9 protein-coding genes are annotated in these 13,465 nt (G+C 66.8%); 2 read left to right on the forward strand and 7 right to left on the reverse strand.

The window, feature by feature from the left end:
• Positions 1-116 precede the first annotated feature (116 nt).
• The 6 genes from treZ to glmS form a co-directional block, all read right to left on the reverse strand.
• Positions 117-1,871 (reverse strand): malto-oligosyltrehalose trehalohydrolase, encoded by a 1,755-nt coding sequence (treZ, locus tag ASF98_RS02585; RefSeq protein WP_055797026.1) that lies wholly within the window; start codon positions 1,869-1,871, stop codon positions 117-119.
• On the reverse strand, positions 1,871-4,216 hold the full coding sequence (gene treY / locus ASF98_RS02590; RefSeq protein ID WP_055797029.1) for a malto-oligosyltrehalose synthase: 2,346 nt from the start codon (positions 4,214-4,216) through the stop codon (positions 1,871-1,873). Before treY ends, treZ begins: the two co-directional genes overlap by 1 nt.
• Positions 4,213-6,465 carry a glycogen debranching protein GlgX gene (gene glgX, locus ASF98_RS02595; protein ID WP_055797032.1) on the reverse strand — a complete coding sequence of 751 codons (2,253 nt, stop codon included), beginning with the start codon at positions 6,463-6,465 and terminating at the stop codon, positions 4,213-4,215. Before glgX ends, treY begins: the two co-directional genes overlap by 4 nt.
• Before the next feature lie 89 nt (positions 6,466-6,554).
• On the reverse strand, positions 6,555-8,081 hold the full coding sequence (locus ASF98_RS02600; RefSeq protein WP_055797034.1) for an NAD(P)H-hydrate dehydratase: 1,527 nt from the start codon (positions 8,079-8,081) through the stop codon (positions 6,555-6,557).
• Between the two features lie 54 nt (positions 8,082-8,135).
• Positions 8,136-8,483, reverse strand: a complete 348-nt coding sequence (locus ASF98_RS02605) for a holo-ACP synthase (protein WP_011692749.1) — start codon at positions 8,481-8,483, stop codon at positions 8,136-8,138.
• Between the two features lie 5 nt (positions 8,484-8,488).
• Positions 8,489-10,381 (reverse strand): glutamine--fructose-6-phosphate transaminase (isomerizing), encoded by a 1,893-nt coding sequence (glmS, locus tag ASF98_RS02610; protein WP_055797038.1) that lies wholly within the window; start codon positions 10,379-10,381, stop codon positions 8,489-8,491.
• A 134-nt stretch (positions 10,382-10,515) separates the two neighbouring features.
• Between glmS and coaA the strand changes: the two genes are divergently transcribed.
• Together coaA and ASF98_RS02620 are read left to right on the forward strand one after the other, a co-directional pair.
• Positions 10,516-11,481, forward strand: a complete 966-nt coding sequence (gene coaA, locus ASF98_RS02615) for a type I pantothenate kinase (protein WP_082506671.1) — start codon at positions 10,516-10,518, stop codon at positions 11,479-11,481.
• Between the two features lie 5 nt (positions 11,482-11,486).
• Positions 11,487-12,422, forward strand: coding sequence for a M15 family metallopeptidase (locus ASF98_RS02620; RefSeq protein ID WP_055797043.1), 936 nt, complete (start codon positions 11,487-11,489; stop codon positions 12,420-12,422).
• Positions 12,423-12,512: 90 nt separating this feature from the next.
• Here the strand turns inward: ASF98_RS02620 and ASF98_RS02625 are convergent, their stop codons facing one another.
• The gene (locus ASF98_RS02625) at positions 12,513-13,439 is read right to left on the reverse strand and encodes a hypothetical protein (RefSeq protein WP_055797045.1); all 927 of its coding nucleotides are present in this window, start codon (positions 13,437-13,439) and stop codon (positions 12,513-12,515) included.
• Positions 13,440-13,465: the final 26 nt, after the last annotated feature.

Here is a 13,465-nt window from a genome sequence, read left to right on the forward strand (position 1 = left end):
CCTGCCAGCTGTGATGCACGCTACAGCCAACAAGTCCGTTGTTACGCCGCGGGCTGACAGAAACAGTCCATAGACAGCCCGCGGCACAACAACGAACAATCGGCAACAGAAGCGCGTTAGCCCTTCAGGATGGCCGCGCTCCACGGAGCCAGCACCAGCGACCCGCCGTCCAAAGCCGTAGCCTCATCGGTGGCGAGCAGCACCGAGCCCGCAGTCTCCCCGACCTTGACCGCCTGCTCCGAGAAGTTCAGGGCCACTTGAACGTCGCCGCGCCGGAACCGCAGCCAGCGCTCGTCCTCGCTGTAGTCCACCACGGTGTCCGTGAATTCCAGGCCGGCCAGTTCCGGAGTGGTCCGGCGCAGCGCGGTCAGCGCACGGTAGAGGTCCAGGAGGCGGGCATGGTCACCCTCGGCGGCCTCGGCCCAGTTCAGTTTCGACCGGTTGAAGGTCTCCGGATCCTGGGGGTCGGGCACGACGGCGGGATCCCACCCCATGCGCTCGAACTCCTTGATGCGGCCTTCCGCCGTCGCCTTGCCCAGCTCCGGCTCCGGGTGGGAGGTGAAGAACTGCCAGGGCGTGGTGGCACCGTATTCCTCCCCCATAAAGAGCATGGGGGTGAAGGGCGACGTCAGAGTGAGGACAGCGGCCAGTGCCAGCTGGCCGTAGGACAGCGACTGGGAGAGCCTGTCGCCCGTGGCGCGGTTGCCGATCTGGTCGTGGTTCTGGCTGCACACCACCAGGGCGGCGGGGTGCACGAGCGACGTGTTGATGGGCCGTCCGTGGTGCCGGCCGCGGAAGCTGGAGTAGCTGCCGTCGTGGAAGAAGCCCTCGCGCAGGACCTTGGCCAGGGCGCCCAGTGAGTCGAAGTCGCTGTAGTACCCTTCGGTCTCGCCGCTGATGTTCACGTGGACGGCGTGGTGGAAGTCGTCGCTCCACTGGCCCTCCAGCCCGTAACCGTTGACATCGCGGGGGTACAGCAGGCGCGGGTTGTTGAGGTCCGACTCCGCGATCATGGTGATCGGCCGGCCGGTTTCCGCGGCCACCCCGTCACCCAGGGCACCGAATTCCTCGAGGAGGTGGACCGCGCGCTCGTCCTTGAAGGCGTGCACGGCGTCGATCCGCAGCCCGTCAACGTGGTAGTCCCGGAGCCACATGGCTGCGTTGTCGAGGATGTAGCGGCGGACCTCGTCGGATCCGTTCCCGTCCAGGTTGACCGAGTCACCCCAGGTGTTGCCTTCCCCCGACTTCAGGTAGGGCCCGAACTTGGGAAGATAGTTCCCGCTGGGACCAAGGTGGTTGTACACCACGTCCTGGATGACGCCCAGGCCTGCGCCGTGGGCGGCGTCCACGAAGCGCTGGTACGCCGCCGGGCCGCCGTAGCCCTCATGGACGGTGTACCAGAGGACTCCGTCGTAGCCCCAGTTGTGGGTGCCGTTGAAGCCGTTGACCGGCAGGAGCTCCACGAAGTCGACGCCGAGGTCCTTGAGGTAGCCAAGCTTTCCGGCTGCAGCCTCCAGCGTTCCTTCGGGCGTGAAGGTGCCGATGTGCAGTTCGTAGATGACGGCACCCCGGAGCTCCCGCCCTACCCAGTCCCCGTCCGCCCACTCATGGGCGGACGGGTCGAAGGTACGGGACAGGGAGTGGACGCCCTCAGGCTGGCGGCGGGACCGGGGGTCCGGCACCGGGGTGGTTTCCGTCCCCGGCAGGTAACCGTAGAACACGTCCCCGTCAGCCGGGGCGTCCGGGGCCGTCCACCAGCCCCCGTCGCGCTGGCTCATGGGGTACGCCGTGCCGTCAGCCAGCAAGGTGATGGCGGTGACATCGGGGGCCCAGATGTCGAAGCGTCCGCTTCCGCTCGCGGGCATCGTCATCAGTGGTTCTCCGATCCGTGGGTGGCAGGAGCAGCTGGAGGAACGAGCAGTGCAACGGGGTAGCCGGCCAGGATTTCCGCAACGCGGACCGGCCCGGGCCCGAAGCTGTTGCCCGTCAGTTCGTCTGTCACGGCTGCCGGGAGCTCCACCGACGTGTCCTGCCAGCCGCCGGACTGTTCCAGCCTGCGCGGCAGCCTGGTGGCCAGCGTCAGGGCGCCGGCAGACTCACCGGCGCCGCGACTGAATGCCACCACGTGCTCCGCGGCCGGCCCGGAAGCGGTGATTGCCGTGTAGCCCGTGAAGAGCTCAGGCCGGTCCCGCCGCAGCCTGAGCGCCCGTGAGGTCACCATCAGCTTGGCGGAGTCGTCCCGGTACGACGCCGGACGCTCGCCGGCGTCGAGCGCGTTCAGCGCCCGCTGCCGCGCGGCAAAGTCGACGGTACGGCGGTTGTCCGGATCAGTGAGCGAGCGGTCCCAGAACTCGGTGCCCTGGTACACGTCGGGGACGCCGGGCATGGTCAGCTGCACCAGTTTCGCGGACAGCGCGTTCGCGGCGCCGTAAGGTTCCAGGAGAGCCACAAAGGCCTCCAGTTCCGCACGCACTTCCGGGTTGTCGAACGCGGCGTCGACGGCGGCAGCCAGTTTCTGCTCGAAGGCCTCGTTCGGGTCCAGCCAGTCGGTGGAATTGCCGGCCTCGCGGGCGGCCTTGGTGGCGTATTGCTGCAGGCGTTCCCGGGAGGCAGGCCACGCCCCGGCGATGGCCTGCCACAGCAGGCTGGCCAACGGCCCGTCAGGCAATGGGGCCAGTTCCTGCAGCTTGGCCAGAACCTGCTCCCATTCGGTCGCGAACTCGGAGATCACGGAAATCCGTGCCCGGGTGTCCTCGCTGCGCTTGGTGTCGTGGGTGCTGAGCGTGGTCATGGACAGCGGCAGTTCGGCTTCGCGCCGCGCCATCCGGTGGTGGAATTCCGCCGGGTCAATGGCGAACTCGGTGGGATCGGCACCCACCTCGGTCAGGGTGCCCAGCCGGGTGTAGCGGAAGAACGCGGTGTCCTCCACACCCTTGGCCATCACCATGCCGGAGGTCTGCTGGAAGCGCTGCGCCAGCGCCGAACCGGCATCCAGCAGCAGCGGCTGCAGCAGGTCCACCGCAGGTGCGAGGTCGGGCCGGTTACGCGTAGCCAGGCTGCAGGCTTCCTTGAGGACTTCCTCGCCGTACGGGAGGTACGTCCGGTACACGGGGAAGGCGGCGATGATCTCGGAGATCGCATCAGCGGCCTGCTCACCATCCAAAACTGTTCCGGCCGGAAGAAGCCGCGCCAGCCGAAGGACCTCCGAGTGCAGGATGCCGTCGGTGATCCGGCGCTTGGTTCCGCGGATCATCTCCTCGTAGTCCGCCGGTTCTCCGCCGCGGAGCCTGCCGTCGAGCCGGTCAAGGGGCGCCTGCGCCGAAGGGTCCACGAAGAGCCGGTCCACGTCCGCCAAGGCGTCGTAGCCGGTGGTGCCTTCGCACTCAAAGGAAGCCGGCAGCTCCTCCCCTGGTTCCAGGATCTTCTCGATCAGCAGGTACCTGCCGCCGGTCGCTTCGCGGAGCCGCCGCAGGTAGCCCTCCGGGTCGGCCAGCCCGTCCGGGTGGTCGATCCGGAGCCCGTCCGCCAGCCCTTCGCGGAACCAGCGGACCACTTCGGCATGGGCTTCGTCGAACACCCGGGGGACTTCCACCCGGATTCCGGCCAGCGTGTTGACGGCGAAAAAGCGGCGGTAGTTGAGCTCGTTGTCCGCGCGGCGCCAGCCCACCAGTTCGTAGTTCTGGCGGGCGTGGACGTCGCGGGGGTCGTCCCCTTCGGTGTAGCTGCCGTCCGCCAGCGGGAACCGGTGGTCGTAGTAGCGGAGCTCGCCCTCGCGGACTTCCAGCTTGTCCAGTTCGTCGTCGCTCCCCAGCACAGGGAGCCGGATGCGTCCGCCGGCAAAGTCCCAGTCGACGTCGAACGCTTCCGCATAACGGGACTTCCGTCCTTCCTTGAGGAGGGACCACCACCAGGGGTTCTGGTAAGGCGACGCCACCCCGACATGGTTGGGCACAATGTCCACGAGCACGCCCATGCCGGCGGCCCGGGCAGCCCGGGACACCGCGTCGAGACCTTCGGGCCCGCCACGGTCGGGGTCCACCGTGGACGGGTCCGTGACGTCGTACCCGTGGTCCGACCCCTTCTCAGCCGTCAGGATCGGGGACAGGTAGATCCAGTCCACGCCCAGCGACTTCAGGTAGGGGACCTGGGCCGCAGCGTCCTGGAGGGTAAAGGAGGGGCGGATCTGGAGCCGGTAGGTGGAGACCGGTGTCTTCATGAATCCTTGCCCTTCGCCTTTATCCTCCTGGTCTGCGAGGGTTCGGGGAGGGCCGGGGTGGTCAGCGACTCGGTCTCGCTGGTGCTGGTCTGCGACAGCGCCGCCAACGATGCCGCCACCGAGTGGTCCGGTTCGGTCTCCGGAACGCTGTGGGCGCGGAGTACCACGAGGGACTTGGCGGCAACGGGCAGTGCGTCTCCGGCTTCAACCGGTTCGGTGTCGGCGTTGTGTCCCGCGGTGTCGATGATGATGTCCCAGGCGGGAGCGTATTCGTCGGACGGCAGCGTGAACTTCACTTCGTCGTCGTGCGCGTTGAAGTAGAGCACGAAGTTGACGTCGGTGATGCGGCGGCCGCGTTCGTCCCGGCCGCGGATTCCGTCGCCGTTGAGGAACATGCCCACCGAGCGGCCGAAGCCGCTGTCCCAGTCTTCGGGCTTCATGGTGGAGCCGTCAACGTCCAGCCATTCAATGTCCGGAAGCCGTTCGCCCTCGCCGCGGAGGACCGGCCTGCCGTCGAAGAAGCGGCTGCGCCGGAAGGTGGGGTGCTTGTGCCGGAGGGCGTTCACGGCAGCCGTGAATTCCACCAGCGGCTGGTCCACGTTGTCCCAGTTGATCCAGGTCAGTTCGGAGTCCTGGCAGTAGCCGTTGTTGTTGCCTTGCTGGGTGCGGCCCAGTTCGTCGCCGTGCAGGATCATGGGCACACCCTGCGAGAGCAGCAGCGACGCGATGAAGTTGCGCTGCTGCCGGGCGCGGAGGCCCAGTACCTTGGGATCGTCGGTGGGGCCTTCGGCGCCGCAGTTCCACGAGCGGTTGTGCGATTCGCCGTCGTTGTTGTCTTCCCCGTTGGCTTCATTGTGCTTCTCGTTGTAGGACACCAGGTCCTGCAGGGTGAAGCCGTCATGGGCGGTGACGAAGTTGATCGAGGCGACCGGACGGCGGCCGGAGTGCTCGTAGAGATCGGCGGAGCCGGTGATCCTGGAGGCGAATTCGCCGAGCGTTGCCGGCTCTCCGCGCCAGAAGTCGCGGACGGTGTCGCGGTACTTGCCGTTCCATTCCGTCCACTGCGGCGGGAAGTTGCCCACCTGGTAGCCGCCGGGGCCAACGTCCCACGGCTCGGCGATCAGCTTGACCTGGGACACTACCGGGTCCTGCTGGATGAGTTCGAAGAAGGTGGACAGCTTGTCAACGTCATAGAATTCGCGCGCCAGGGTGGAGGCGAGGTCGAATCGGAAGCCGTCCACGTGCATTTCCGTGACCCAGTAACGCAGGGAATCCATCAAGAGCTGCAGGGAGTGGGGGTGGCGGACGTTGAGCGAGTTGCCGGTGCCCGTGTAGTCCATGTAGTGCTTCTCGTCGCCGTCCATGAGACGGTAGTAGGCGGCGTTGTCGATGCCCTTGAAGGACAGGGTGGGGCCCAGGTGGTTGCCTTCTGCAGTGTGGTTGTACACGACGTCGAGGATCACTTCGATGCCGGCCTGGTGCAGCGAGCGGACCATGGCCTTGAAGTCCTGGACCTGCATTCCGGTGTCACCGGTGGAGCTGTAGCTGTTGTGCGGGGCAAAGAAACCGATGGTGTTGTAGCCCCAGTAGTTGTTGAGTCCCTTGTCTTCCAGGATGCCGTCGTTGACGAACTGGTGCACCGGCATCAGCTCGATCGCCGTGACTCCCAGCTTCTGCAGGTGGGAGATGACGGAAGGGTGGGCGACGCCGGCGTAGGTGCCGCGCTGGTCCTCCGGCACCTCGGGGTGCAGCTGCGTCAGGCCCTTGACGTGGGCCTCGTAGATCACGGACTTGTGGTACGGGACACGGGGCAGGTGGTCGCCGTCCCAGTCGAAGAAGGGGTTGATCACCACGCCCATCATCATGTGCGGGGCGGAATCGGCGTCGTTGCGGGAATCGGGATCGCCCATGTTGTAGGAGAACAGGGCGGGGTCCCAGTCGATCTGGCCGTGCACGGCCTTTGCGTAGGGATCCAGCAGCAGCTTGTTCGGATTGAACCGGTTTCCGGAGTCGGGATCGTAGGCTCCGTGGACGCGGTATCCGTACTTCTGTCCCGGCTGGATGTGCGGCAGGTAGCAGTGCCAGACGTAGCCGTCCACTTCGAGGAGCTCGATCCGGGTTTCCGCGCCCTTGTCGTCGAAGAGGCACAGTTCCACCTTGTCGGCCCTTTCGCTGAACAGCGCAAAGTTCGTGCCAGTGCCGTTAAAAGTGGCTCCCAGGGGGTATGCCGATCCGGGCCAGACTTCCATGTGTACTCCTCGTGCGAACGAATAAATCTCTAGACAGACTACTAGTAAGTAGGATTACTATTATTTTTCCTGCGTCTTGCGCCAAATGATTACAAAGTCCGCATCACCTCGGGCAGGTAGCTTGCGATGGCACCGGCGGTGACGGGTCCGCCGCCCGAGGCGAGGGTGCCGGCGCGGCCGTGCACGCTCGCCGCCATGGCGCCGATGGCCGCCCAGCGCTGTTCCGCGGAGATCCCGCACGCGTCAAATTTGTCCTCGTCGTCCGAATGCTGGGCGAGCAGGGAGCCGAGGATCCCGGCCAGCACATCGCCGCTTCCGGCGGTGGCCATCCACGGCGAGGCTTCCGCCTGGCTGAAAACCGGGCCCGACGGCGGGGCCACCAGTGTGGTGGCGCCCTTCAGCAGGACGGTGGCTCCGGTTCGTTCGGACGCCTGCCGCACGGCATCGAGCGTGGCGCCGTCAACGCCCTGCCGCCCCAGGTCGATCCCGTAGCGCTGTAGGAGCCGGGCCAGCTCGCCGCCGTGCGGTGTCAGCACCACATGCGGTGGCAGGACGTCGGGCAGGGCCGGCAGCGCGCCGGCGTCGGCAGCCACGGGCAGTCCGGTCTCCACGGCGTCGCGCGCACGGCGCAGCTGGTCGTCGTCTCCGTCGGCGATCCCCGGGCCAACCAGCCATGCCTGGACGTGGGCGTCAGCAACGGCGTCCGGCCCGCACACCACCTCCGGGCATGCCTGCCGGACGAGCCGGGTTGCCTCGGGCGGGCCGAGGTACCGGACCATGCCGGCCCCGGCCGCGAGGGCGCCCCGGCAGGCGAGCACGGCGGCCCCCGGGTATTGCTGTGAGCCGGCAACGATCCCCAGGACACCGCGGGTGTACTTGTGGGAGCGGCGCGCCGGCGGGGGCAGCAGGCGGGCAAGGTCGGCGGATTCCAGGCGACGCAGCACCGGCAGCGGCAGTTCGGTTTCGATGCCGATGGGGATGACCAGCACGCGTCCGGCATAGTCGGCCCCGGGATCGGCAAGCAAGCCCGCCTTCGCGCCGCCGAAAGTCACGGTGATATCCGCCGGAAGAACCGGGTCATAGGACTCGCCGGTGTCCGCGTTCACGCCGCTGGGAATGTCGCAGGCCACCACAAATCCGTGGGCCCCGCCGTTCATCTTCTCGACCAGGGACGCCGTGGCGCCGCGAAGGCCTCCTTGGGCGCCGGTCCCCAGCACCGCATCAATCACGACGTCGGCGCCGCCAGCCGCCGCTGCCAGCTCGCCCGCGTTGTGGTCGGTGAGGATCAGGGTACGGCCGCCGGCGCGTTCAAAGGCGGCCAGGCCGTCGGGATGGGCGTCGCCGGCCGTGAGCACCGCCGTCGTACGCATTCCGCGGGCAGCCAGGAAAGCGGCGGCGAATAGCCCGTCTCCCCCGTTGTTGCCCTTGCCGGCCAGGACTGCAACGCTGGCGCCGTAGGGGCGGATCCCCCGCGAAACAAGCTCACGGACCACGGCGTTGGCGAGCCCATAGGCTGCGCGTTGCATAAGAACAGCGCCCGTGCCGGATCTCAGGCTTGCCTGAAAGAACCGCTTTTCGGCCTCCCGTATTTGGGTTCCGGTGTAGGCGCTGATCATATTCAGTCCAATCGGTGCAGGGTCCGCGGCAGGGCTGTCAGGTGAAAGTCCGCGTCAGCCTTCCGCGAGGACGGTCGCCGTGGCGATTCCGCCGTCGTGGCTCATCGAAAGGTGCCAGCGTTTGACGCCCTTCGACTCGGCAACAGCCAGCACGGTGCCTTTGACCTGGATGGTGGGCCCGTTCTGGTCAAGGCCGATCCAGCAGTCCTGCCAGTTCATGCCCGCCGGTGCGCCCAATACCTTGGCCACGGCTTCCTTGGCCGCAAAGCGCGCGGCCAAGGAGCGGGTGTTCAGCTCTCGCTCGGCCGGAACGAACAGCCTGTCACGGAGCCCGGGGGTCCGTTCCAGCTGCCGGCCGAACCGTTCAATGTCTACGACGTCTACGCCAATGCCAACAATCATGCGGCTTATTCTACGGTCACGCTCTTGGCCAGGTTGCGTGGCTGGTCCACGTCGTAACCCTTGGCCGTGGCGAGTTCGAGGGCGAAGATCTGCAGCGGCACGGTGGCCAGCAGCGGTGCCAGGAGCGTGGGCGTCTCCGGGATGTAGAAGACGTGCTCGGCGTAGGCCTTGACCGCTTCGTCGCCTTCCTCGGCGATCACGATGGTCTTCGCGCCACGGGCCCGGACCTCCTGGATGTTGGAGACCACCTTGGCGTGCAGCGAGTTCCGGCCGCGCGGGGACGGGACCACCACGAACACCGGCTGGCCCTCCTCGATCAGGGCGATGGGGCCGTGCTTGAGCTCGCCGGCGGCAAAGCCCTCGGCGTGGATGTACGCCAGTTCCTTGAGCTTGAGCGCGCCTTCCATGGCCACCGGGAACCCGACGTGGCGGCCCAGGAACAGCACGGATTTGGCGTCCGCCATGGACCGGGCCAGTTCCTTGATCTCGTCCACGTGATCCAGGACCTGCTGGATCTTCGCCGGGACCTTGGCGAGGTCGGCCAGGATGTCCTTGATCTCGCCCTGGAACTTGTTGCCGCGCAGTTGTGCCAAATACAGGCCCAGCAGGTACGCGGCGGTGATCTGGGCCAGGAAGGCCTTGGTGGACGCGACGGCGATCTCCGGGCCTGCGTGCGTGTACAGCACGGCGTCGGATTCGCGCGGGATGGTGGAGCCGTTGGTGTTGCAGATGGAGAGGGTCTTGGCGCCCTGTTCCTTGGCGTAGCGGACGGCCATCAGGGTGTCCATGGTCTCGCCGGACTGCGAGATGGACACAATCAGGGTGTTCTCGTCCACGATCGGGTCGCGGTAGCGGAACTCGTGGGAGAGCTCCACCTCGGTGGCGATGCGGCACCAGTGCTCGATGGCGTACTTGGCCACCTGGCCGGAGTACGCAGAGGTGCCGCAGGCGAGCACGATGATCTTGTTGATCTTCTTCAGGTGCTCCGGGTCGATGCGCATTTCATCGAGTGTCAGCTTGCCGTCGAGGTCCGAGCGGCCCAGCAGGGTGTTGGCGACGGCGTCGGGCTGGTCGTGGATTTCCTTCTCCATGAAGGACGGGTAGCCGCCCTTCTCGGCCGAGGCCGGGTCCCAGTCAACGTGGTATTCCTTGCCCTGGGCCGGGGCACCGAAGAAGTCGGTGATCTCCACGGTGTCCGCGGTGATGGTCACGATCTGGTCCTGGCCCAGCTCCACGGCCCGGCGGGTGTAGTCGATGAAGCCGGAGACGTCGGATCCGAGGAAGTTCTCCCCGTCGCCCAGGCCCACCACGAGCGGCGAATTGCGCCGGGCGGCGACGACGACGTCGGGCTGGTCAGCGTGCACGGCCAGCAGCGTAAAGGCGCCCTCAAGTCGCTGGCAGGCAAGCTGCATGGCCTTGGTCAGGCCGCCGTTGGAGGCGTCGCCATTCAACTGGTTCCGGAAGATGTCGCCCAGCAGGGCCGCGGCCACCTCGGTGTCGGTCTCGGACGCGAACACAGTGCCTTTTTCAAGCAGTTCCAGCTTGAGCTCGGCGAAGTTTTCGATGATGCCGTTGTGGATCAGGGCCAGCTTGCCGCCGTCGGAAAGGTGCGGGTGCGCGTTCTGGTCCGTGGGGCCGCCGTGCGTGGCCCAGCGGGTGTGTCCGATTCCGGTGACGGAATCGGGCAGCGGATTCGCTTCCAGTTCCGCGAGCAGGTTGCTCAGCTTTCCGGACTTCTTGCGGGACGAAATGGTTCCGTCCGCCACCACGGCGACACCCGCGGAGTCATACCCCCGGTACTCCAGGCGGCGGAGTCCCTCAAGGACAACGTCCAACGCGCTATGGCCAACATTTACCCGGCCTGACGAATGGCCTACGTATCCTACGATTCCACACATAGAGCCAAGCTTATATGGAGTAGGGGTCCGCTGAGGTCTGGCGAGGCCCCGGCGACGCTGTTCCCAGGCCCCGTTACAGCGGATGCGACGCCCTCCATTTCGCTCTCAGCGTCGCGGAGGGCAGAATCTCTAGGGTGACTTTGCAACGCAATGAAGCGAATGGAGAGGGCGTCTCCCCGTTCGTGGAGCTGGACAGGCAGACCTGGTCCCGGCTCGCAGCCCAGATGGAACAACCTCTGAACGAAGAGGACGTGGTCCGTCTCAGAGGGCTCGGTGATCCGCTGGACATGAAGGAAGTCCGCGAAGTCTATTTGCCGCTGTCCCGGCTGCTTCACCTCTATGTGGAGGCCGCGGGCCAGCTGCACGCCGCCACCACCACCTTCCTCGGCGAACAGACGCAGCGCACGCCCTTTGTGATCGGCGTGGCCGGCTCGGTGGCCGTGGGCAAGTCCACCATTGCGCGCGTGCTCCGTGAGATGCTCCGCCGCTGGCCCGGGACACCCAACGTGGAGCTCATCACCACTGACGGCTTCCTATATCCCCTGGCCGAGCTCAAGCGCCGGCACCTCCTGGAGCGGAAGGGCTTTCCGGAGTCGTACGACCGCCGCGCGCTCCTCCGCTTTGTCAGTGAGATCAAGGGCGGCGCCGAAGAGGTCAGGGCTCCCTGGTACTCCCACGTCACGTACGACATCGTGCCCGGCAAGGAAGTGGTGGTCCGCCGGCCGGACGTGCTGATCGTGGAGGGCCTGAACGTCCTGGCCCCCGCCCGTCCCCGCCACGACGGCAAGCAGGGGCTGGCGCTGAGCGACTTCTTCGACTTCTCCATCTATGTGGACGCCAAGACCTCCTACATCGAGGAATGGTATGTGGACCGGTTCCGCAAGCTGCGCACCACCGCCTTCGCCCAGCCGGAGTCCTACTTCCACCGCTATGCCACGCTGTCCGACGAGGAAGCCGAGACTACCGCCCGCGACATCTGGAAGCGCATCAACGAGCCCAACCTCGAGGAAAACGTCCTTCCCACGCGGGGCCGGGCGCAGCTGGTGCTCACCAAGGAAGCGGACCACTCCATCCGCCGCATGCTGCTGCGGAAGGTCTAGCACAGGTGTGCCACAACTGTTCTGCGGTTCTTGGGGCTGCTGAATCCGTTCCTGTTTCCGCGGCGCCGAGCCGGCGGGCTGTCGCAAGGCTTCTGGCCGCCGGCGCCGGGCTGACCGCTTTGGCAGCCTGCACGCCCGACGGCGGAACCCGGCCGCCGTCGTCGTCCTCCCCGTCCGCAACTTCCGCCTCAGCCTCGCAGGCGGCAACGCCGTCGTCCGCTGGGTCCACGTCGGCAGGGCCGGAGACGAGCGCTGCCGCCACCGAACCGGGAACGGCTGCGGCCCCGGCTCCCAGCGCCGCCCCGACGCCCACGTCGCCCGCGGCCGGACTGGCCCAGCAGCACTCCTTGACGGATCCCGCCAGCCCATGGCTGGTCGTCAACAAGCACCGGCCGCTCTCCCCCGCAGACTACGTCCCGGCGGATCTGATCCAGCCGAACATCGCACTGGCTGTTTCGGGCGAGTCGGCGCAGTTGAACAGCACGACGGCCGCCGCCGCGGAGCAAATGTTCGCAACGGCTGCGGGAGACGGCGTCACCATGACGCTGGCGAGCGGCTACCGGTCCTACGGCACGCAGGTGGCAACCTACAACAGCTATGTGGCGTCTCGGGGTCAGGCCGAGGCGGACACGGCTTCAGCCAGGCCCGGGTTCTCGGAGCACCAGACAGGCTGGGCCTTTGACATCGGCGACGGCGGCGGGGCGTGCGGCTTCCAGCCGTGTTTCGCCGAACAGCCGGCCGCGGTATGGGCGAAGGCCAACGCCCACCGCTTCGGCTTCGTGGTGCGGTATCCGTGGATGTTCCACCAGATCACGGGCTACTACTACGAGTCCTGGCACCTGCGGTACATCGGTGTGGAGGCGGCAACGGACATGGCCGCCAAGGGCATCGCGACGCTGGAGGAGTACTTCGGGCTGGAAGCGGCACCGGGGTATTTGTAGGGCTGGCTTCTGGTGCCGCCGCAACCCCGTTACGCCGGCTGTGGATGACGGCGACGCATCGTGAGAAATCCCGTAAACGACCAACGCCTCCTACTTACCCGGCTCGTCCTTTTTGGGCGGCCCGTCCACCGGTCCGCGGCCGCGCCCGGCGACGACGTAGACCCCGAATAGCAGGGCGTGTGGACGGGTACCTCGCCAGCTCAACGAGGCAGAAACGCCACTTCGCTCGACGACGGTAGCTCTCCAGCGCCGCCGCACCAGCCCGGGGCGGAGCAGCCGGACCTCGCTGAGGGAGGAATAAGGAATCCATCTCCCTGCATGGCGCTTTGCAAGTTCGGACGCACGAGCTGACGTAACGGTGGCACGCTGAAAGAGTGGATTCTCGCTGTGGTCCAGGGGGCCGTGCGGGATGGTGCCGGCGGTCAGGATGAGGATGCCGTTCCGGTTGACCCATATTTGAACTTTCCGACCGTCGCTGTGGGCGTCCCCGGAGACCAGCCGGCACAGATCGTCGTCTTCGGGAGGTTCCACGGTCTGTGCCGGCTGTGTTGTCTGAGCCGTGGCGGCTGGGGCGGGCGGGGTGACCCCGTCTCCGACTGGGGCGCCCGGCTGACCCGCGGGATGCGGGTCATGGGCCCTCCTGTTGGCGGCAGCGACGGCCTGCATAACGGCTGCGCGCAGTCCATCGGCACACAACCGGGGCGCGTCAACGGCTAGCACTTCGCGGTCGAGCTGGACAACCGAGCGGACACCGACCTGCTCTCCCAACAGCTCCGCCAGGTCGTCGTGATCGGGGCGAACGAGAAGACCAACCCCGTCGTCCAGTTCCACCAGCCAGCGGTGTTTGGCGATCTCGGGTTCGTCCTCGGCCTCCACGGAGATCCAGTCCGCCAACTTGGCCGGCCGCACCGGTCCGACTTCCTCCTCCGCGACGCATGGCACGAGGAGTCCCAGTCGGTCGACGACATCAGCGGTGTGAAGAGTACAGTCATGCTTCTTCAGTCGGTGGTGCACCATTTCCGTCCGTCCTCACACGAGCATCG

Origin of the sequence: Arthrobacter sp. Leaf337, from assembly GCF_001423745.1 — a bacterium.
Classification (GTDB): Bacteria; Actinomycetota; Actinomycetes; order Actinomycetales; family Micrococcaceae; genus Arthrobacter.